The sequence below is a fragment of the Chromobacterium haemolyticum genome (assembly GCF_009936155.1).
GTDB lineage: Bacteria > Pseudomonadota > Gammaproteobacteria > Burkholderiales > Chromobacteriaceae > Chromobacterium > Chromobacterium haemolyticum.
In genome coordinates, this window is sequence record NZ_AP019312.1 from 3,670,063 (window position 1) to 3,690,871 (window position 20,809).

The window sequence follows — 20,809 nt, forward strand, 5'->3', positions numbered from 1 at the left end:
TGCTTATCGCTCCGCCCCAAAAAAATCACGTCCGCGGGTCACGTCCCGCCCCCCTTTGCCATTGCCGGCCTGAGCGGCTGGCGGCGTAGGCTCTGGCGGCTGCGACGCAGCCCCGGCGACGGACGCCGCCGCGCCCGAGGCTCCCGGGCTGCTCTGCTGAATCAGCTTGTCCAAGGGCAGGTATAACAGATTGTTGCCGCCCTTCTGATCCACCACCACCTTGGTGGTATTGCTCATGATCTGCTGCATCATGTCCAGATACAGGCGATCGCGCATGACCTTGGGCGCCTTGTTGTATTCAGACAACACTTGCTTGAAGCGGGATGCGTCGCCTTCCGCGCGGGAGACGACTTTCTGCTCGTAGGCTTCGGCCTCCTGCTGCAGGCGCGCGGCCAGACCCTGGGCTTTGGGCAGCACCTCGTTGGCGTAAGCCAGACCTTCGTTACGCAGCTTGTCCTTGTCCTGACCAGCCTTCACCGCATCGTCGAAGGCCGCCAACACTTGCTCGGGCGGCTGCACAGCATTGATGTTGACTTTGGCGATGCGCACGCCCAAAGAGTAGCGATCCAGCACTTCCTGAATCAACTTCTGGGTGTCCACCGCGATCTGAGTTCGCCCTTCGTTCAGCACGAAATCGACCTTGTTGCGGCCCACCACTTCGCGGATCGCGGTTTCGGTCGCTTGCTTGACGATATCCTTCGCGTCGCGCTCGCGCGAAGCGTTGTTGAACAGGAAGGCGCGCGCGTCCTTGATGTCGTATTGCACCGACAGTTGGACATCGATGATGTTCTGGTCCGAGGTCAGCATCAGCGACTCTTCCGCAACCCGCGTTTGGGCGGTATTGCGGTAGCCGACTTCCACGCTGCGCACTTCGGTCAGGTTAACGATCTCCACCTTTTCAATCGGGAACGGCGCGTGCCATTGCAGCCCCGGCTCTGTTACCCGGTTGAAGCTGCCCAGACGCAGCACCACGCCTTGCTCGCGGGCGTCCACCACGTAGAAACCGCTGGCCAGCCACAGCGCGGCCAATACACCGACCACGGCGACAGCGCCGCCTTTGAACGGCGGCTTGGCGCTGGACGCAGGGCCTCCGCCGGCACCGCTGCCCTTGGCGCCCAGCAGCCTCGACAGCTTCTGATTTAGGTTGCGGAATACTTCATCGAGGTCCGGCGGCCCTTCATTGCCTCGGCGGCCTCGGTTAGGGTCATTCTGCGACATGCTCGTAATAGTCTTTATGGTTGTTTTGGGAAGGATGCACGCATTCGGCAACCGCCGCGCGCAAGAGTTCCAGGCCGGCGCCGGTCAGGGCCGAAACCCGCACAGAAACCGGACGGCCCGTCGCGTCGCGCTCAATCTCCGGCTCCATTTCGCGCAAATCGCACTTGTTCCAGACCAGCAATTGCGGAATGCCGTCCGCACCGATCTCCGCCAACACTTTGTTGACTTCCTCGATCTGCACATCGCGCATATCGCTGGAGCAATCCACCACATGCAGCAAAAGGTCCGCACGCACGGTTTCTTCCAGGGTCGCGCGGAACGCGGCCACCAGAGTGTGGGGCAGATCGCGGATGAAGCCCACCGTATCGGAAATCACGATGGATGTCTCGTGGTTAAGAAACAGCTTGCGGCTGGTAGTGTCCAGCGTAGCGAATAGCTGGTCCGCGGCATAGATGCGCGCCTTGGTCAGCGCATTGAACAAGGTGGACTTGCCGGCGTTGGTGTAGCCGACGATGGACACCGAAGCAATGCCGGCTCGCCCGCGCCCTTTGCGCTGAGTATTGCGTTGTCTTTGCACTTGGGCCAGACGCTCTTTCAGCGCCTTGACACGGATGCCCAGCAGCCGACGGTCGGTTTCAAGCTGAGTTTCGCCGGGGCCGCGCAGGCCAATGCCACCCTTTTGCCGCTCCAAGTGGGTCCAGCCGCGCACCAGGCGGGTAGACATATGGGACAGCTGGGCCAATTCGACTTGCAGCTTGCCCTCATGGCTGCGCGCGCGCTGCGCGAAAATATCCAGAATCAGACTGTTGCGGTCGATGACGCGACACTGCAGCGCCCGCTCCAGATTGCGCTCCTGACCAGGCGCCAAGGCATGGTTGAATATCACTACATTGGCATCAGTGGCGCGCACCAGCAGGCCGATTTCCTCAACCTTGCCCTTGCCCGCGAACAACGCGGCGTCCGGCCGCTGTCGCTTGCCCTGCACCACGCCCATCACCTCGACGCCGGCGCTCTTGACCAGCTCGGCGCACTCGGCGATGTTTTCCTGGTAATCGGCATCTCCAAAATCCAGGCAGACCAGAACCGCCTGGTCGCCTAAGTCGGGACGATCAAACACTATTCGGAAACCATAGTTGGGGCGCAAAAGATTAAAGGCCGACAAGCCGCGCCTGATTGGCGCGGCCGATCGGCCCGGTTACAAGCACAGCAACGCTTTAGGCGTCTTGCTGCTCCTGCTTTTGCACCGGGTGTTCATGGGGAAGATTGACCGGACGGGCGGGGACGACGGTGGAAATGGCGTGTTTGTATACCATCTGGGTCACCGTGTTTTTCAACAGCACCACGTATTGGTCAAAGGATTCTACCTGACCCTGAAGTTTAATGCCGTTCACCAGGTAGATGGACACCGGCACATGTTCCTTACGCAGGATGTTCAGGAACGGGTCTTGTAACATTTGCCCTTTAGAGCTCATTCGTTATTCTCCGAATCGTTGATTGTTGTATTAACTGAACCTTACAGCCCGGTTGTCTGCTTATTATTAGCAGAAAACATCCCGGCGTACTATTTTTTACTGCTGCTGCCCTTGCCGTTCTTGCCGTAACGCACTTCTTTTTCGCGTCCGCGCATTTTGGACATCGGCTTGGGCTTGGCTCGGGACTTCTCCTTGCCGTCGTCGGTGTCGAACGGATTTTCCGAAGACTTGTACTGCACGCGCAACGGCGTGCCCTGCAGCTTGAACACTTTCCGGAAAGTATGTTCCAGATAGCGGGTATAACTGTTCGGCACCGCATCCAGCGCATTGCCGTGCACAACAATAATGGGCGGGTTCTGCCCTCCCTGGTGCGCATAGCGCATCTTCGGGCGAATCAGACCTGAGCGCGGAGGCTGCTGACGTTCCAGCGCCACTTGCAGCACTCGAGTCAGCTTGGGCGTGGCCAGTTTGGCCATGGCCGCCTTGTAGGCCTCGTCGATGGACTTGAACAAGTCTGCCACGCCGCGGCCTTCAATGGCGGAGATGTAATGGAACTTTGCAAAATCCAGGAAGTTCAGTTTGCGCGCGATCTCGCGGCGCACTGTTTCCTTTTGCTCCCCGTCCAGGTTGTCCCATTTATTCACCGCCACCACCAGTGCCCGGCCCGCTTCCAAAGCAAAACCGGCGATGGTGGCATCCTGCTCGGAGATATCCAGTTGGGCATCCAGCACCAGCACCGCCACGTTGGCGTCTTCGATCGCCTTCATGGTCTTGATCACCGAGAACTTCTCCAGCATCTCGCTGACCTTGGCCCGACGACGCACGCCGGCGGTGTCAATGATGGTGTAGGTATGGCCATCTCGCTCAAAATCAATATATATGCTGTCGCGAGTGGTGCCCGCCTGGTCAAAGGCGATGACGCGCTCTTCGCCCAAGATGGCGTTGACCAGGGTGGACTTGCCGACATTGGGCCGGCCGATCACCGCGAATTTGGGATGGCGCGAGGCCTCTTCCTCCACTTCTTCGGGGAAGTCCGCCAGCACCAATTCCATCAATTCGCGCACGCCGTCGCCATGAGCGGCGGAGATCACCAACGGCTCGCCCAGCGCGAGCTCGTGGAATTCCGCGCCGGCGATGGCGTGGCGCATCCCTTCCGCCTTGTTGACGGCGAGGAAGACCGGACGCTGCAACTGGCGCAAACGGTTGGCGATGATTTTATCTTGCGGCGTCAGGCCGTTTCGACCATCCACCAGGAACACCACGGCATCGGCTTCGTCCACGGCCTGAAGCGTCTGCTTGGCCATCTCAAACAGGATGCCTTCGTCCACCACCGGCTCGAAGCCGCCGGTATCGACCACCAGATACGGCTTCTCGCCCACGCGGCCATGGCCATAGTGGCGATCGCGCGTCAGGCCGGGCTGGTCGGCGACCAGGGCGTCGCGGCTGCGGGTCAGCCGGTTGAATAAGGTCGACTTGCCCACATTGGGGCGGCCGACCAGAGCTACGGTAGGTTTCATGAATACTGCTTTATTATCCCAAAGTCAGCATCGCCAGACGCCCGTCCTTGCCTTGCATCAAGGCGGACGAACCCAGCGACACCGGTTGATTGGCCAGGGCGGACCCGACCTTGACTCGGCCTACGATGCTGCCGCTCTCATTGGATAGCAGATGGGCGTAACCTTCGCCATCGCCAACCAACACGAAGCGGCCCAACAACGCGGGGCCGGTGACGTCCCGATATTTCAGGTCGTCGGTTTTCCAAATATTGCGGCCGGTGCCGCGGTCAAACGCCCAGACAGAGCCGTCTTCCGCGGTCACGTAGACATTGCGTCCATCCACGGCCAGGCCGCGGCTGGAGGAAATTTCACGCGCCCACAGCAAATTGCCGGAACGCGCCTCAAAGCAGGCCACTCGTCCCTGATAGGCCACCGCGCACACCTGGCCGGCGTCGAACACCGGCCGCGAAGTCACGTCGGTCATCCGTTCCAGTTCGGTGGCGCCGCGCGGATTGGCCACCGCGCCCTGCCACAAGGCGTTGCCGGTCTGCGGGTTGATGATGTCCAGGCGGCCGCCAGCTTGCCCCACCATCACCGCTTCCTTGCCCACCGCCTGCATCGAGCCGTTGTTGCGCACGGTCAGCTGCGGCAGCACATTGCCGCTGGACCACAGCTGCTTGCCACCGTCGCTCAGGGAGAACCCGGTCAGGCGCGCGTCGTTGGTGCGCACCAGCACCATGTCGCCGGCCACCTGCGGAGCCTCCAGCATCAAGCTGGTCAGCGGCTGTTGCCACAGCACTTTGCCGCTGGCGCGCTCCACCGCCAACAACTTGGCGTCCTGAGTGCCCACCAGCACCATATCGCCAGCCACGGCGACACCTGCGCTCAGCTTGCGCTTCAGGTCCACGTCCGCGCTAACGCGGCCGCTAAGGGCGTCGATGCTGCGCACGCGGCCATCGGCGTCGGCGCTCACCACCAGGCCGTTGGCGTATACCGGCAGGAAGCCGGCAGCCGGCGCGGCCTGAGTCGCCGTCCATTTAACGTCCAAACCCTGCAAGGGTTTGATCGCGGCAAGCGGAGTGGGCTTGAACTGGGTATTGCCTTCAAACCAGCTGGCGCAACCGGCCAGCAGCGAGGAGGACAGCACAGCGGTCAGCAACAATTGGCGGCGCATGCGATCAGCCTCCCAGCGCATCAAGTTTGGTCTGGATGAACTGGCGGTTGGGCGAATCGCCCACCAACTTGGCCAGCGCCGATTTGTAGGCGTCGCGCGCAGCTGCGGCGTCGCCCTTGGCGACCAGCACATCGCCCTTCAAGTCCAGGAACAACGCGTCGAAACCGGCGGGGTGTTCCTTGTTCAGTTCGGCGATCGCGGCATCGTAAGTTTTCAGGTCCAGCAGCAAGGAAGCCAGGCGCAGACGGGCGATGGCGCTTACCGATTCGTCCTTGCTATTGGCCAGCACCCACTCCAACTGACTCTTGGCCAACGCAAGGTCGCTCTTGTCGAAAGCGGCCTTGGCCAGAATCAGCGAGCCCCGCGTGGCATAGGCCGAGGAGCCGAAGTCGTTCTGCAACAGGGTTACCGCCGACTTCAACTTGGCAATGTCCTTGGCGGCTACCGCCGCGTCGATGTTCTCGTACGCGGCCGCCGCTTTTTGCGCCTGCTGCTCCTGATGATAGCGGTAGCCTTTGAAACCCAGATAGGCAATGGCGGACGCCGCCAGCACGCCGGCGATCAGCTTGCCCCACTGCTGCCAGAAGGCCTTGATCGAATCAATCTGTTCTTGTTCCTGCAAGTCGAACGCCATTGCGCCCCTCTCCCTTAAGCTTTCAGTGAGATCAGCGTGGCGGCCACCGCTTCCGCCGCCACAGTGTGTTGGTCCATCTCGGCGCGCAGCGCCTTGATCACCGCCTGACCCGTCTTGATTTCATTTTCGCCGACGATGACGGCGAACTGCGCGCCGCTGCCGTCGGCTTTTTTCATTTGCGACTTGAAACTGCCTTCGCCCAAGTGCTGCACCACCGAAAGGCCGGCTGCGCGCAGGTTTTGCGCCAGCTTCATCGCATACAGCGCCGCGCCTTCACCTTGGTTCACCAGATAGATGTCGACGCTGCGTTGCGCCGGCAGCAGTTGCTTGTCCTGCAGCAACAGCACCACGCGCTCCAGGCCCATGCCGAAACCAATGCCGGCGGCGGGCTTGCCGCCCAGTTGTTCGATCAGGCCGTCATAGCGGCCGCCAGCGCAAATCGTGCCTTGCGCGCCAAGCTCGCTGGTCACCCACTCAAACACCGACTGGTTGTAGTAATCCAGCCCACGCACCAGTCGCGGGTTTTCCACGAAGTCGACGCCCAGCTCGCGGATCATCGCCTTCCAGCCTTCGTAATGCGCGCGGGACGCCTCGCCCAGATAGTCGGACAGCTTGGGAGCCTCGTTGGCCATCTGCTGCAAGGCCGGGTTTTTGGTGTCAAGCACGCGCAGGGGGTTGCTGTACATGCGACGCTTGCCGTCTTCGTCCAGAATATCCACGTGCTGTTCCAGATAGGCGATCAGCGCCTGACGATGCGCGGCGCGTTCCTCCTGGTTGCCCAGCGAATTGATTTCCAGGCGCACATACTGGGACAGGCCCAGGCGACGCCACAAATCGGCAGTCATCGCGATGATTTCGGCGTCAATGTCCGGACCGCCAAAGCCCAACGCCTCCACGCCCATCTGGTGGAACTGGCGATAACGGCCTTTCTGCGGGCGTTCATGACGGAACATCGGCCCCATGTACCACAGCTTCTGGGTGGCATTGTACAGAAGGTTATGCTCGACCACCGCGCGCAAGGTGCCCGCAGTGCCTTCGGGACGCAGCGTCAGGCTGTCGCCGTTCAGGCTGTCGATGAAGGTGTACATCTCCTTCTCCACCACGTCGGTGACTTCGCCGATGGCGCGAACAAACAGCGGCGTGGTTTCGACGATGGGGGTGCGGATATTCTGGTAACCGTAGTCGGCCAGCAACTCGCGGAGTTTGCCTTCAAAAAATTCCCACTGGTAGGACTCGGCCGGCAGCACGTCATTCATGCCTTTGACCGCTTGATATTTTTGAGCCATTGCTTGTTTTCTTGTATATCGCTTGAATCAATGCCCGGTCATTGCGCCAAACGCGCTCAAACGCCTACCGGACGAATCGGGATGGTGCGGCCGCCGCCCTCGCGGCGCTTGGCGCCGCCTTCGCCATAACGGCTTTGCACGTAGCGATCAACCAAGGCGGTGAACTCGGCGGCGATGTTGTCGCCCTTGAGGGTAACATCCTTTTGACCGTCGACGTAAACCGGCGCCACCGGCACTTCGCCGGTGCCGGGCAGCGAGATGCCGATATCGGCCAACTTGCTCTCTCCCGGGCCGTTGACAACGCAACCCATCACCGCCACCTTCATGTCTTCTACGCCCGGGTACTGCAAACGCCATACCGGCATCTGGGTGCGCAGATAATTCTGGATCTGGTCCGCCAGCTCCTGGAAGAAGGTACTGGTGGTGCGACCGCAACCCGGACAAGCGGTCACCAACGGGGTGAAGCTGCGCAGCCCCATGGTTTGCAGCAACTCTTGCGCCACCACCACTTCCTTGGTGCGCGCCTCGCCCGGCTGCGGCGTCAGCGAGATGCGAATAGTGTCGCCGATGCCTTGCTGCAGCAAGATCGCCAGCGCCGCGCTGGACGCGACGATGCCCTTGGAACCCATGCCGGCCTCGGTCAGCCCCAGGTGCAAGGGGAAGTTGCAGCGGCTACCCAGATCGCGGTACACGGTAATCAGGTCCTGCACATTGCTGACCTTGCAGGACAGCAGGATTTGCTCGGCCGGCAACCCCAGTTCCATCGCTTTGTCGGCGGACTCCAGCGCGGAAACGATCAACGCTTCGCGCATCAGTTGCTCCAGGAGCAGCGGCTGGGCGACGCGGTTGTTGGCGTCCATCATTCTGGCCAGCAAAGCCTGATCCAGGCTGCCCCAGTTGACGCCGATGCGCACGGGCTTGCCGTACTCGATGGCGGTGCGGATCATGAAGGCGAACTTGTCGTCGCCCTTGGCGCCCTTGCCCACATTGCCCGGATTGATCCGGTACTTGGCCAAGGCCTGCGCGCAGTCGGGATATTCCCTAAGCAGGCGATCGCCATTGAAATGAAAATCGCCGACCAAGGGGACGACACAGCCGGCGTCGTCCAGGCGCTGGCGGATTTCCGCCACCTTGGCCGCCGCCTCCGGGGAGTTGACGGTAATGCGCACCAGCTCGGATCCGGCTTCCGCCAGTTCCAGCACTTGCCGCACCGTGGCCGCCGCATCGGCGGTATCGGTATTGGTCATGGACTGCACCACCACCGGAGCATCCGACCCTACAATGACATGCCCCACCCGAGCCTGCAGGGTGGGGCGTCGCGCGATGTTCACGCTATCCATTCGCTACCTTGAATTACTTGAGTTCCAGCTTTGCCGTGGTGCCGCGGATCTTGTCCGAGAAGTCCACCGCTTGGCCATTGAAATTCACTGCCACTTGCGAGGCGTTGCCGATCACCAGCTTGAACGGCGGCGTGCCGACCGCTTCCTGGGTACTGCCAGGCTGCAAAGTCTGGAATACCAGCTTCTTGCCCGTGGCGTCCACCACGGATACCCAGGCTTCAGCCTCCTTGACCGTCAACACCAGCTTGCCGCTGGCGGCCGCCGCCGCGGCGGCGCTGGCCTGCGGCTTGGCCGCCGGCACCGCCGTTTGGACTGGCGCGCTGGCCACATTGGCCGCCTTGACCGGCTGGGGCGCGGAAGCCGGAGAAGGCGCGACGATGGCTGCCGGCGCCGAAGCCGGCGTCTCCGCGGAGAATGCGGCGGGAGCGGAGGCTTCGCCCATCGGCGCTGAAGACAGCTCAGTCGCGATGGCGGAAGAAGCGTCTGCAGCCGGCCGGCTGTCGCCGCCGTGGTTGCTGGCCAGCCATGCGACGCCGCCGCCCAGGGCCGCCACCACCAGCAGGCCTACAATCCACTTGCCGGAAGAGCCGCCCTCCTCCAACGCCGCTGGCTCGCCGACATGCCCCGGAGCCTCATGCGCGCCGTCGCGCACCAGATTGGCGACGTCGTTGACGGCGGAAGGAAACTGCCTGTCCAGCGCGTGCATCAACGGTTCGGGATCAATCTGCAAAAAACGGGCGTAATTGCGCACAAAACCGCGCACGAAGGTTGCGCCCGGCAAGATCGTAAAATCGTCGCGCTCTATCGCCTCCAACTGCCGCATCGACAGTTTCAGCCTATCCGCGACTTCCCCCAAACCCATGCCGGCCGCTTCTCGAGCGGCTTTCAGCCGGGCGCCGACGCTGGATCCCGTCGGCTGTCCCTGTTGTTCGAATTGTTGCTCCATCCTCAGCTTCCACTCAACAGCAGTTGTGTTTCTTTGGAATCCGGATAACGGTTCTTGAGCGCGGCGGAACATTCGCTTTCCAACACCCTGTTGCCGCTCTTGCGCCCAATCTGCACGCCCAGCCACAGGTCGTCGGCTTGCAGCGCCGCGCTCTTGCCTATCCGTTCGAAATAGAAAGCAGCCAATTTGGCATTACCCAGCCCAAGATGCAACTGTGCTAATTCCCGCAGCGCGGGCGCGAAATTGGGCGCGGCGCGCAGCGCCGCCAGCAAGTAATCGTTGGCCTGCTCTTGATTGCCGGCCTTGGCGCTGCAATGCCCCAGGTTCAAATAAGCCGTCTGAGGCGAATCATACAGCGGGTTGGCCAGCGCTTTCTGAAAATAGGACAAAGAATCCTGCAGCCGGTTTCGATCGCACAAAAACAAACCGTAATTATTGTTGGCCTCGGGGTTGCTTGGATCCAGTTGCAGGGCCTTGCGGTAATTGGCTTCGGCGGGCCCGTCCTCGCGCAACTGGGTCAATACATAGGCTCGGGACACATAGGCCGGGACATAGGCCGGGTCCGCGGCGACGGCCTGATCCGCCGTTTCGAGCGCCACTTTGTAATTGCCGATCTTGGCGTATTCAATCGCCAGTTGGCTGCGTATCGTCGCCAACTCGCGCGACACCTCGGCATCGGCGGCAAATGCGGTTGAACTCACAGCCATCCATAAACAGGCCATCAACCCCATTTGCCGTATCGTCATTGCTTATTGTCCTCTACGAGCTGCATCCATTTGGCTTGACGGCGGGTTTTGTCCATCACTTGGCCTGCCAGTTGGCCACAGGCGGCGTCGATGTCGTCGCCGCGCGTTTTCCGCACCGTCACCACGTAACCGCGTTCCTGTAGAATTTCGCGGAACGCGCGAATCGCATTGTTGCTGGAACGCTCATAACCCGAGTTCGGGAACGGATTGAACGGTATCAGATTGAACTTGCACGGCACGTCCCGCACCAGTTCCAGCAGTTGGCGAGCATGTTCCGGTCTATCGTTGACACCGTCAAGCATCACGTACTCGAAAGTGATGAAGTCGCGCGGCGCCTTTTCCAGATAGCGCTGACAGGCCGCCATCAACTGCGCCAACGGGTATTTCTTGTTTATAGGCACAATCACGTCGCGAATGGCGTCGTTGGGCGCGTGCAGCGACACCGCCAGCGCCACGGGGCACTCTTCGCGCAACCGGTCCATCTGCGGCACAAGGCCGGAAGTGGACAAGGTCACTCGCCTGCGGGACAGGCCGTAGCCATGATCATCCAGCATGATCTGCATCGCGCTGACCACATTGTCAAAATTGGCCAGCGGCTCGCCCATGCCCATCATCACCACATTGGACACGACTCGCTCGTTCTTGGGCGTCACGCCCATCGCCTTATTGGCCCACCATAGCTGGCCGATGATCTCGGCGGTGGACAGATTGCGATTGAAGCCCTGGCGGCCGGTGGAGCAAAAAGTGCACTCCAGCGCGCAGCCCACTTGGGATGACACGCACAAGGTGCCGCGTTCATCCTCGGGGATGAAGACGGTTTCGACGCCGTTGCCGGTACCGACATCGAGCAGCCACTTGCGGGTGCCATCACTAGACGCCTGCCCGGTCATCAGCGAAGGAACCTTCACTTCGGCGCGTTCATGCAGCTTGGCGCGCAAGCTTTTGGCCAGATCTGTCATCGCGTCGAAGTCGGCTTCCGCCATCTGGTGCATCCAGCGCATCACTTGCTTGGCGCGAAACGGCTTCTCGCCCATTTCGGCGAAATGCCGGGTCAGCTGGTCCAGATTGAAGTCGAGCAGGTTGGTTTTCATGCATTCCTCGGGATAAAGCAAAGGCGGTGTGGACGACCGCCTTTTCGACGGAGCCCGTCCATGAGGACAGGCTCCGCAAACAACGGAGTACTATGAGATTAGCGGGCGCTGATCTCGGATGCAGCAAAGAAATAAGCCACTTCGATCGCGGCGTTTTCCACGCTGTCGGAACCATGAACGGCGTTGGCGTCGATGGAGTCGGCGAAATCGGCGCGGATGGTGCCGGCTTCAGCCTTCTTCGGATCGGTCGCGCCCATCAGCTCGCGGTTTTTCAGCACGGCGTTTTCGCCTTGCAGCGCCTGGATCATCACCGGGCCGGATACCATGAAATCAACCAGATCCTTGAAGAACGGACGGTCTTTGTGCACGGCGTAGAAGCCTTCGGCTTCGGCGCGGGACAGTTGCTTCATCTTGGCGGCCACGATTTTCAGGCCGGCGGATTCGAAGCGATCGTAGATTTTGCCGATGACGTTTTTACCAACGGCGTCCGGCTTAACGATGGACAAGGTGCGTTCAATTGCCATATAAATTCTCCCAAACATCAAGACAAGTGGCTAAACTTGAGTATTATGCAGCCACTCGGGTTACCCAATTTTGACGAACCCGATATTTTAGCAGTGTTTTCAACCATGTGCTGCACATTTCTCAGTCTCACGGACCATGCGCGAACAAAATCAACAAGACCCCGATAAGACCGGCGGCGAGACCGACCTCAACAGCAAGCTGAAAAAGCGGCTGCTGATCGCCGGCGGCCTGGTCGCCGTGGCGCTGGCCGCCATTCCGCTGACCGACAGCCTCAATAAACCCAAGGTGGAAATGACCGCCAGCAGTCAGAGCCCCAGCTCCGGCAAGATCATCAAGCCCGCCTCCGCCCCGGCGGAAGCAGCGCCGGCGCCCGCTCCAGCCAGCGCGCCGGCAGCGGAAAGCAGCGCGCCCGCGACGGAAGCCGCCGGCGCGCCGCAAACGCCCAGCGCCGCCAGCCCGGCCAGCCCGGATCTGGACAAGACCCCTGCCGTGGTCAACAGCCGCCCGCCCGTCCACGCTGCGACCCCAGCGCTGGCCCATGAGCGCGCGGCGGCGAAAGCGGCGCCCGCCCCCAGCCCGGCAGCGGCTCCGCCGCAGACGGCAGCCGCCAAAGCCTCGCCGGCCGAACCCGTCAAAGCCCCACCTCCCGCCGCCATCGCGACGGACAAGCCCGTCGCGCCGACCAAGGAAGCCGCGGTCAAGGCAAAACCGGCCGGCAGTTCCATAGGCTATCAAGTCCAGCTGGGACTGTTCTCCAGTATCGGCAACGCCGAAAAACTGGTGAAGGAGTTGAAACAGCACGGCATTCCAGCCCATACCGTCACCCGCGTGCAGGTAGGCCCGTTCAAGAGCCGCGCCGAAGCCGACGAAACCATGGAGAAGTTACGCGGCCTGGGTTATGCGCCGCTGCTGGCCCCCTCCGGACAGTAAGAACCTGCTTACGATCTGCTGCGCATCGTGAGGCGCCATGCGGTCAGCACAACTCCGACATGCTTATGCACCATAACTACACTCCGTTTTTTCGCTCGTTTTCGCCTTGTCTCGCCCTTGCTCACAAGACTTTTAGCAGGCTCTAAGTCGAAATAAAAAAAGCCCCCTTCGCAATGCGAGGGGGCAAGCTCTGAACTCACTCAATCCATCGGAACGGGGCAAAGGCTCTGCGCGTGGGCGGCCCGAGCAGCCACGACCGCCCCTCCGCCCCCTTCTTTCTGGAAGCGTATTCTCGCCGCCCCGCCCCCTGTCGCTCAAACATTATCAAAACAAGTTCAAACCAACGGCCGGGCATGTAAAAACCCCCTCTTCGTCAGCGAAGAGGGGGTTTTCATCAAACCGGTCCCAGCCATCAGCCCCAGTCCAGAATCACCTTGCCGCTCTGGCCGGACAACATAGCTTCAAACCCTTGCTGGAATTCCGCCACTGGGAAGTGGTGAGTGATGATGGGGGTGATGTCCAAGCCTGACTGGATCAGCGCCACCATCTTGTACCAGGTCTCGAACATCTCCCGGCCGTAGATGCCTTTGATTTCCAGACCCTTGAAAATGACATGGTTCCAATCGATGGCGGTATCGGCCGGCGGGATACCCAGCAGCGCCACTTTACCGCCATGATTCATGGTTTCCAGCATCTGACGGAAAGCCTGCGGGTTGCCGGACATTTCCAGGCCGACATCGAAGCCCTCGGTCATATGCAGCTCGGCCATCACCTGCTTGAGGTCCTGCTTGGCCACGTTCACCGCGCGGGTGGCGCCCATCTTGCGCGCCAGCTCCAAACGGTATTCGTTCACGTCGGTGATCACCACATGACGAGCGCCGACATGGCGCGCGATAGCCACCGCCATGATGCCTATCGGACCCGCGCCGGTGATCAGCACATCCTCGCCCACCAGGTTGAAGCTGAGCGCGGTGTGCACCGCATTGCCGAAGGGATCGAAAATAGACGCCAGGTCATCGGAGATGTCATCCGGAATCGGGAAGGCGTTGAAGGCAGGAATAACCAGGTACTCGGCGAACGCGCCCTCGCGGTTGACGCCCACGCCGAAGGTGTTGCGGCACAGGTGACGGCGGCCGGCGCGGCAGTTGCGGCAGTGTCCACAGGTGATGTGCCCTTCGCCCGACACGCGCTGACCGACGCTGAAGCCCTGCACTTCCGAGCCTATCGCCTCAACCACGCCGACATACTCATGACCAACGTGCATGGGCACCGGGATGGTTTTCTGCGCCCAGTCATCCCAGTTCCAGATATGGATGTCGGTGCCGCAGATCGCGGTCTTGCGAATCCGGATCAACAAATCGTTATGGCCGATTTCCGGCTTGGCCACATCGGTCATCCACAGGCCGCGCTCGGCCTTCAGTTTGGATAATGCTTTCATTTCTATTCCTATCCGCCGCGCCGCCCGCCACTGGCGCGCGGCGTTACGCTTCAGATCACGCCGAGTTCGCGGCCGACTTTGATGAAAGCCGCCACCGCCAGGCGAACCTGTTCTTCGCTGTGGCGCGCCGACATCTGGGTGCGGATGCGCGCCTTGCCCTTGGGCACCACCGGGAAGGAGAAGCCGATGACGTACACGCCCTCCTCCAGCAGCTTGGCCGCCATCTCGCCCGCCAGCCGCGCATCGCCCAGCATTACCGGAACGATGGGGTGCTGGCCCGGCACGAGGGTGAAGCCGGCCGCGCTCATTTCCTGGCGGAACAGCTCGGCGTTGCGTCGCACTTTGGCGCGCAGCTCGGCACCCTCGCCGCCCTTAAGGATGTTCAGCACTTCCAGGCTGGCGGCGGCGATGGCCGGAGCCAGAGTGTTGGAGAACAGGTACGGACGCGAGCGTTGACGCAGCAGATCGATGATGGCTTTGCGGCCGGACACATAGCCGCCGGACGCGCCGCCCAGGGCCTTGCCCAGGGTGCCGGTGTAGATGTCGACGCGATCGGCGACTCCGCACAATTCCGGCGTGCCAGCGCCGCTGTCGCCGATGAAGCCGACGGCGTGGGAGTCGTCCACCATCACCAGCGCGCCATGACGCTCAGCCACTTCGCACAAGGTTTTCAGGTCGGCAATGATGCCGTCCATCGAGAATACGCCATCGGTGACGATCAGCTTGAAGCGCGCACCGGCCTGTTCCGCGGCGATCAACTGCGCTTCCAGATCTGCCATATCATTGTTCTTGTAGCGGAAGCGCTTGGCCTTGGACAGGCGCACGCCGTCGATGATGGAGGCGTGGTTGAGCTCGTCGGAAATCACCGCGTCTTCTTCGCCCAGCAAGGTTTCGAACACGCCGCCGTTGGCGTCGAAGCAGCTGGAATACAGGATGGTATCGTCGGTGCCCAAAAAGCCCGAAATCGCCTGCTCCAGGTCCTTATGCACTTGCTGGGTGCCGCAGATGAAGCGGACCGAGGCGCAGCCGTAGCCGAAGTCGTCCATGCCCTTTTTCGCCGCCTCGATCAAACGCGGGTCGTCGGCCAGGCCAAGGTAATTGTTGGCGCAAAAATTCAGCACATTGCTGCCGTTGCTCAAGGCGATGTCGGCGCGCTGCGGCGTGGCGATCACGCGCTCGGGCTTTTCAAAACCGTCGGCGCGAATCTGCGCCAGCGTGGCTTCAAGATGGGCTAAGTAGGTTCGGCTCATGACTGTCCTTGTCCAGGGATGACAAAAGAATCACCATTGCGCCGCCGGATCCGCGGCGACTCAAAAACTGGCACCATTCTAGCCCAGCCATTTCGCAGCCATCAGAGACAGTTCAACTTGTTTTTCCAAGATACTGTACCCTTGAAAAATTAATACGAGTAGACACTGTCACCATAAAATACCACGTGCCGACAATCGTCACTTCATGTACTTGGCGACGATTTTCTCCAACTTCCCGCTTTCGCGCAGTTGTTGAAACGCCCTGCTCAACTTCAACGCGGTGGCATCCGACATTTTCAGGCTGCAGGCCATATAGATGCTGGTGGTTTGCACCTGCAAGGCCTCCCGGATATGGTCGGCCGGCGTGCCCACTTGTTTGATGGTGTAGTTGGCCACCACGTCATGCACCGCCCAGACGTCCGCCACGCCCGCGGCCAACTCACGCTCGGCCTCCTCAGGCGTGGGCCTGACGGAATAGGCTATATTGTTCTTTTTCAAATAATCCGCCATCGACGAGCCCAGCAACACCACGACACGCTTGCCCTTGGCGTCGTCCAGCGAATTCAAGACCACCGGATGATGGCTGTTGATGAACAAAGATTGATTGCTTTCCATCACCAAACCCACCCAACGGTACATCTTCTCTCTCTCCGGGGAGCGCGTAAAAGGCATTAAGCAGCTGTCCGCGTCTTGCTGCACCTGAACTTGAGCGCGCTTCCAGGGAATCTCCGGCATGCGCACGCTCAAGCCGGCCAATTGCAGCGCCTGGGTCACCGCCTCCGCGGCGATGCCGCTCAATTTTCCACCCTCCCCCTTCAACACCAGCGGTGGATACTCCACGCTGTAGATGGAAAGCGTCGACGGTTCCGCCGCCAACGCCGCCACGCTCCATAAGCTGATCATCACCCATCCCAGTTTCATCCCGTTGCCTCCGCCCAGTGCCCATCACAGTCCTTAACATGATTTTTAGTCCAGCCGCCGGCGTTTGCGCACAGAAACCGCGCAGTCGCCGGCTGCGATGCTAGAATCTGCGCCATGTCCTTGTCCGTTCGTCTTATCCCCGTTTCCCTGTCCCTGCTGCTTGCCGCCTGCGCCAGCACCTCGCAACCCGCAGCGGTGGAGTCCGCCGGCTTTTACCGCGTCAAGCCGGGAGACACCTTGTTCCGCATTGCCCAGAACCACCGGGTCAGCGTGGCGAACTTGGTGCGCTGGAACGGACTGAAAGACCCCGGCAGCATCAATGCCGGCCAGTTGCTGCGCGTCTCCCCGCCCGCCGGCGCCGCTCAAGCCCCCGCCAAGCGCCCACAGCCCAGCCGGCCCGCGGCCAAGCCTTCCGCTTCGGAACCCAGCAAGCCCGCGGCTCGTCCGGTGGCCAACATCAAGCTGGTCTGGCCGGCCAAAGGTCCCATCATCGCCAAATTCAACGGCCAGGGCAGCAAGGGCATAGACATCGCCGGCGAAGCTGGCTCCCCCGTCCGCGCGGCGGCCAACGGCAAGGTCACCTACGCCGGCAAGGGCATCCGCAGCTACGGCAATCTGTTGATCATCCAGCATGACAATGCCCACCTCACCGTCTATGCTCACAATCAGTCATTGCTGGTGAAAGAAGGGCAGGCGGTCAAAGCCGGCGACGCCATCGCCACCATGGGCAGTTCCGGCACCACTCGGGTCAAGCTCCACTTTGAACTGCGCGTCCGCTCCTCTGCGGTCGACCCCATGCCTTATCTGACGGACTAAGCCGCACGGCCGCTTGTCAGCGCCAGCGACGAACGCGCAAAATGCTTTTCATGCATCATGCGCAACTCTATCGCCCGGACAGCATGGTTTCCACTGCGCGGGCCAGAAGCGAGGAAGTCGAAAAGGCAAGCCAATGGGGAGATTACTGTTACTAGGCAGCTTGCTGCTGGCCCTCGGCGCCGACGCTCACGCACACAAGCTCGTCAAGGTGGCGTTTGGCGAATCTCTGGAGCCTTATGTGATGGAGGGCGGCCAAAACGGGCTGGAGCTGGAGATCGTGCGCGCGGCACTGCAAGAACGCGGCTACCGGATTGAGCCGGTCTTCTTTTCCCAGCCCCGCCTGCCGATGGCGTTGAAGAACAAGGATATCGACGCGGTGGCCACCGTCGGCGAACAAGCCGGATTGCAAGCAGAGTATTCCGACGTCTACATCAGTTACGAGGACGTGGCCATCACCCTCAGCAGCCGCCGCATTCAATTGCACCAGGCCAAGGAACTGGGCGCTTACCGAGTGCTGGCCTTCTCACTGGCCCGGCAATACCTGGGCGAAGCCTTCAAGGACATGGCCAAAACCAATCCCAATTACGCCGAAACCGCCAACCAGGTGGATCAAAACCGGTTGTTGTTCCGCGGCTCGGTGGACGTGGTGGTGGCCGACCGCAACATCTTCGCCTGGATGAACCACAAACTCGTCACCCAGTTCAAGGAAAAAACCGCGCCGGTGGATGTCCACCGGCTGTTCCCGCCCACCGTTTACCGGATGGCTTTCCGCAGCGCCCCTTTGAGGGACGAATTCAACCAGGGCCTGCGCGCGATTCAAAAAAGCGGCGTCTACAAGCAAATCGTGAATCGTTACCAGAACCTCTGAGCGCGATTGCCGATGACAGCAAGATAGCCTAACCTTCACGGTTTGATTCCGCACCGTCCCGCGCACCGTGAAACCATCCCGTTTGCTGTTTGCCCTATTGCCCGCGCTGCTGAGCGCCTGCGCCAACGTCAGCCCGCCAGCCCCCGTCGCCGCGCCCGTCGTCGTCGCCCCGATTCCAAGCGAGCCGGAGGCCCCCGCGCCGGCGGTCGAAGCGCCGCCCTCGCCTCCTCCGGTAAGCGCGCCGCCGCTCAGGCCGGCCTACAACGACCCGCAGGCCGGACGCCTGCTGCTCAATCGCCTGCTGCCCGCCAAGATTCGCGACCGCCAGGGCTGGAGCAATGACATTCTCTCGGCCTTCACTCACCTTAAGATCCCCTACACCGCGGAGAATTTCTGCGCGCTGGCGGCGGTGATCGAGCAGGAATCCAGCTGGCAGGCGGACCCCACCGTGCCCAATCTGCCCGCCATCGTCTGGGACAAGATCGCCGAACGGGCCCACGGCTATCTGATCCCGCTGCCGGTGGTCAAGGCCGCGTTGATGAAGACTTCGCCCAACGGCAAAAGCTACAAGGCGCGCATCGACAGCCTGCGCACCGAACGGGAAATGAACGATCTGTTCGAAGACATGGCCCGCGAGGCCAGCAAGCTGGGCCTGCCGATGAGCATGAAGAACCCGATCCGCACCGGCGGGCCGATGCAAGTCAGCGTCGAATTCGCCGAAGGGCACGTCAAAGTCTGGCCCTACCCCTACCCGCGCAGTGGTAGCATCCGCCAGGAAGTGTTCACCCGCCGCGGCGGCGTCTACTTCGGCGCGGCCATCCTGCTGCAATACCCGGCACCTTACAGCCAGATGCTATACCGCTTCGCCGACTTCAACGCCGGCCGCTACAGCAGCCGCAACGCGGCCTTCCAAGCCGTGATGGAGAAACTCAGCGGCAAGGACCTGACGCTGGACGGCGACCTGCTCAGCTACAAGGACGGCAAGGTCTACCCCAGCACAACCCAGAGCGCGGTGATCAGCCAGGGCGGCAAGCTGGGCATGGGCCAGGGCGAGATTCTGCGCGACCTGAAGCTGGAGAAAAGCGCGGCCTTCGGCCAAAGCGAGCTCTACCGCAAAACCTACGCGCTGGCTGACCAGCGCTTCGGCAAGCCCGCGCCACGCGAACAGCTGCCGCAGATCGACCTGAAAAGCCCCAAGATCACCCGCAAGCTGACCACAGAATGGTTCGCCAAGCGCGTCGACGGCCGCTACCAAAGCTGTCTGGCCCGCGCGCGTTGATCTAAAGCCCCGCGCTTCGCCGAAGCGCCGCGATTATAATCCCACGTCATCACCCGCCCGCGCCGCTTGCGGCGCGAAGCGGCGGGCGGCTTGAATCCGCCCGACACAACAAGGCGAATCCATTCATGCGCACCACGCTCTCCTACTTTACCGGTTCGCTGCTGTTCAGCGTCGTCGTGCTGGCCGCCGCCGGCTGGTACGGCTTCCAACTGGGCGGCCCCGCCATGGCCGGCTCTTTTCTGGTCACCGCCCTGGTGCTGGCGATTCTGGAAACCAGCGTGTCCTTCGACAACGCGGTCGTCAACGCCAGCGTGCTGCAGGCGATGAGCTCGCTGTGGCGCAAGCTCTTCATGACGGTGGGCGTCGCCGTCGCGGTGTTCGGCATGCGCATACTATTCCCGCTGCTCATCGTCGCCGTCGCCGGCGACACGCCCTTGCTCGAGGCTTTCGCCATCGCCACCCGCGAACCGCTGCGCTACCAGCGGATCATGCATGACTCGCACCTGATGATCATGGGCTTCGGCGCCACCTTCCTGCTGATGGTGGTGGTGGAGTACTTCGTCAAAAAGGAAAAGGACGAACACTGGCTGCCGGCCATTGAGCCGCTGCTGGCCCGATTGGGCTCGGTTGAAAACGCCCAGTCGCTGATCGCCATCCTGCTGATCGCGCTGGTTGCCGCCGCCATTCCCGCCGGCCAGAAGATGGAGTTTCTCAGCAGTTGCTTCTGGGGCTACGTGGTGTTCATGGCCTTGCATGTGTTCAAGCAGCTGTTTGGCGGCATGGACATCCAAACCGCCGCCGCCAAGAACGGCCTGATCGGCTTCGTCTATCTGGAAACGCTGGACGCCAGCTTCTCCATGGATGGCGTGATCGCCGCCTTCGCCATCACCAATAATTTCTGGCTGATCGCCGCCGGGCTCGGCATCGGCGCAATGTTCGTCCGCTCGATGACCATCCTGCTGGTGGAGCGCAACATCATCGGCCAATTCAAATACCTGGAAACATCAGCGTTCTGGGCCATCGGCGCCCTGGTGGCCATCATGTTCGCCGCAGCGCTCCACATCGAACTCGGCGAAGTGCTCACAGGCCTGATCAGCGTCGCCATCATCGGCTTGGGCATTGTCACCAGCTTGCCGGGGCGCAAACGCCATCGCGACTAAATCTGTTTAGGAGCCGTTTCGTTTTGAACTTGTTTACGATCTGCTGCGCTTCGGCGATACGGCGTTGAAAACCGCCCTCGAAATGCTCATGTACCACTTGTACATTCGGCTTTCTCAGCCGTTTTCGCCTTGCCTCGCTCTTGCTTGCTAGATCGTAATCAGGTTCCAAGAGGCCCGAGCCGAAATGCGAACAGGCCTGGAGTCCAGGCCTGTTCTTTT

General features: G+C 61.4%; 20 protein-coding genes. 5 read left to right on the top strand and 15 right to left on the bottom strand.

Annotated elements, in window-relative coordinates:
* Window positions 1-3: 3 nt before the first annotated feature.
* The 12 genes from hflK to ndk form a co-directional block, all read right to left on the bottom strand.
* Complete coding sequence (hflK, locus tag GYH29_RS16825) at window positions 4-1,218, bottom strand: FtsH protease activity modulator HflK (protein ID WP_043594440.1); 1,215 nt, start codon at window positions 1,216-1,218, stop codon at window positions 4-6.
* Complete coding sequence (gene hflX, locus GYH29_RS16830; RefSeq protein ID WP_081574731.1) at window positions 1,205-2,335, bottom strand: ribosome rescue GTPase HflX; 1,131 nt, start codon at window positions 2,333-2,335, stop codon at window positions 1,205-1,207. The genes hflK and hflX overlap by 14 nt, the downstream gene beginning before the upstream one ends.
* Before the next feature lie 97 nt (window positions 2,336-2,432).
* Window positions 2,433-2,690, bottom strand: coding sequence for an RNA chaperone Hfq (hfq, locus tag GYH29_RS16835; protein WP_039756760.1), 258 nt, complete (start codon window positions 2,688-2,690; stop codon window positions 2,433-2,435).
* Between the two features lie 89 nt (window positions 2,691-2,779).
* Window positions 2,780-4,207 carry a ribosome biogenesis GTPase Der gene (der, locus tag GYH29_RS16840; RefSeq protein WP_019104354.1) on the bottom strand — a complete coding sequence of 476 codons (1,428 nt, stop codon included), beginning with the start codon at window positions 4,205-4,207 and terminating at the stop codon, window positions 2,780-2,782.
* 13 nt (window positions 4,208-4,220) lie between these two features.
* Window positions 4,221-5,360 (bottom strand): outer membrane protein assembly factor BamB, encoded by a 1,140-nt coding sequence (bamB, locus tag GYH29_RS16845; RefSeq protein ID WP_019104353.1) that lies wholly within the window; start codon window positions 5,358-5,360, stop codon window positions 4,221-4,223.
* A gap of 4 nt (window positions 5,361-5,364) precedes the next feature.
* The gene (locus GYH29_RS16850) at window positions 5,365-5,994 is read right to left on the bottom strand and encodes a YfgM family protein (RefSeq protein ID WP_019104352.1); all 630 of its coding nucleotides are present in this window, start codon (window positions 5,992-5,994) and stop codon (window positions 5,365-5,367) included.
* Between the two features lie 14 nt (window positions 5,995-6,008).
* Window positions 6,009-7,280: a histidine--tRNA ligase gene (gene hisS, locus GYH29_RS16855; protein WP_043594442.1), complete on the bottom strand. Its 1,272-nt coding sequence runs from the start codon at window positions 7,278-7,280 to the stop codon at window positions 6,009-6,011.
* Window positions 7,281-7,336: 56 nt separating this feature from the next.
* A complete protein-coding gene (gene ispG / locus GYH29_RS16860) occupies window positions 7,337-8,620 on the bottom strand; it encodes a flavodoxin-dependent (E)-4-hydroxy-3-methylbut-2-enyl-diphosphate synthase (protein ID WP_019104350.1) in 1,284 nt (427 codons plus the stop codon).
* A gap of 13 nt (window positions 8,621-8,633) precedes the next feature.
* Complete coding sequence (locus tag GYH29_RS16865) at window positions 8,634-9,566, bottom strand: RodZ domain-containing protein (RefSeq protein WP_043594445.1); 933 nt, start codon at window positions 9,564-9,566, stop codon at window positions 8,634-8,636.
* Between the two features lie 2 nt (window positions 9,567-9,568).
* Complete coding sequence (gene pilW / locus GYH29_RS16870; protein WP_039756563.1) at window positions 9,569-10,273, bottom strand: type IV pilus biogenesis/stability protein PilW; 705 nt, start codon at window positions 10,271-10,273, stop codon at window positions 9,569-9,571.
* A gap of 35 nt (window positions 10,274-10,308) precedes the next feature.
* Complete coding sequence (rlmN, locus tag GYH29_RS16875) at window positions 10,309-11,403, bottom strand: 23S rRNA (adenine(2503)-C(2))-methyltransferase RlmN (RefSeq protein WP_019104100.1); 1,095 nt, start codon at window positions 11,401-11,403, stop codon at window positions 10,309-10,311.
* 98 nt (window positions 11,404-11,501) lie between these two features.
* Complete coding sequence (ndk, locus tag GYH29_RS16880) at window positions 11,502-11,927, bottom strand: nucleoside-diphosphate kinase (RefSeq protein WP_043594449.1); 426 nt, start codon at window positions 11,925-11,927, stop codon at window positions 11,502-11,504.
* Window positions 11,928-12,063: 136 nt separating this feature from the next.
* On the opposite strand from ndk, the gene GYH29_RS16885 reads away from it, so the two are divergent.
* Window positions 12,064-12,858: an SPOR domain-containing protein gene (locus GYH29_RS16885; protein WP_052052305.1), complete on the top strand. Its 795-nt coding sequence runs from the start codon at window positions 12,064-12,066 to the stop codon at window positions 12,856-12,858.
* A gap of 412 nt (window positions 12,859-13,270) precedes the next feature.
* On the opposite strand, the gene tdh is transcribed toward GYH29_RS16885, so the two are convergent.
* The 3 genes from tdh to GYH29_RS16900 form a co-directional block, all read right to left on the bottom strand.
* Window positions 13,271-14,296, bottom strand: a complete 1,026-nt coding sequence (gene tdh, locus GYH29_RS16890) for an L-threonine 3-dehydrogenase (RefSeq protein ID WP_019104103.1) — start codon at window positions 14,294-14,296, stop codon at window positions 13,271-13,273.
* A 50-nt stretch (window positions 14,297-14,346) separates the two neighbouring features.
* Window positions 14,347-15,546: a glycine C-acetyltransferase gene (locus tag GYH29_RS16895; protein WP_161524159.1), complete on the bottom strand. Its 1,200-nt coding sequence runs from the start codon at window positions 15,544-15,546 to the stop codon at window positions 14,347-14,349.
* Window positions 15,547-15,744: 198 nt separating this feature from the next.
* Entirely contained in the window at window positions 15,745-16,467 is a 723-nt protein-coding gene (locus GYH29_RS16900) for a substrate-binding periplasmic protein (RefSeq protein ID WP_019104105.1), read from the bottom strand.
* 114 nt (window positions 16,468-16,581) lie between these two features.
* On the opposite strand from GYH29_RS16900, the gene GYH29_RS16905 reads away from it, so the two are divergent.
* The 4 genes from GYH29_RS16905 to GYH29_RS16920 all read left to right on the top strand — a co-directional run bounded on the left by GYH29_RS16905 (window position 16,582) and on the right by GYH29_RS16920 (window position 20,590).
* Window positions 16,582-17,283 (top strand): peptidoglycan DD-metalloendopeptidase family protein, encoded by a 702-nt coding sequence (locus tag GYH29_RS16905; protein ID WP_043594454.1) that lies wholly within the window; start codon window positions 16,582-16,584, stop codon window positions 17,281-17,283.
* A 133-nt stretch (window positions 17,284-17,416) separates the two neighbouring features.
* A complete protein-coding gene (locus tag GYH29_RS16910; RefSeq protein WP_161524160.1) occupies window positions 17,417-18,151 on the top strand; it encodes a substrate-binding periplasmic protein in 735 nt (244 codons plus the stop codon).
* Window positions 18,152-18,218: 67 nt separating this feature from the next.
* Window positions 18,219-19,430, top strand: coding sequence for a DUF1615 domain-containing protein (locus GYH29_RS16915; RefSeq protein ID WP_051002782.1), 1,212 nt, complete (start codon window positions 18,219-18,221; stop codon window positions 19,428-19,430).
* 125 nt (window positions 19,431-19,555) lie between these two features.
* On the top strand, window positions 19,556-20,590 hold the full coding sequence (locus GYH29_RS16920) for a DUF475 domain-containing protein (protein WP_043594457.1): 1,035 nt from the start codon (window positions 19,556-19,558) through the stop codon (window positions 20,588-20,590).
* Window positions 20,591-20,809 lie beyond the last annotated feature (219 nt).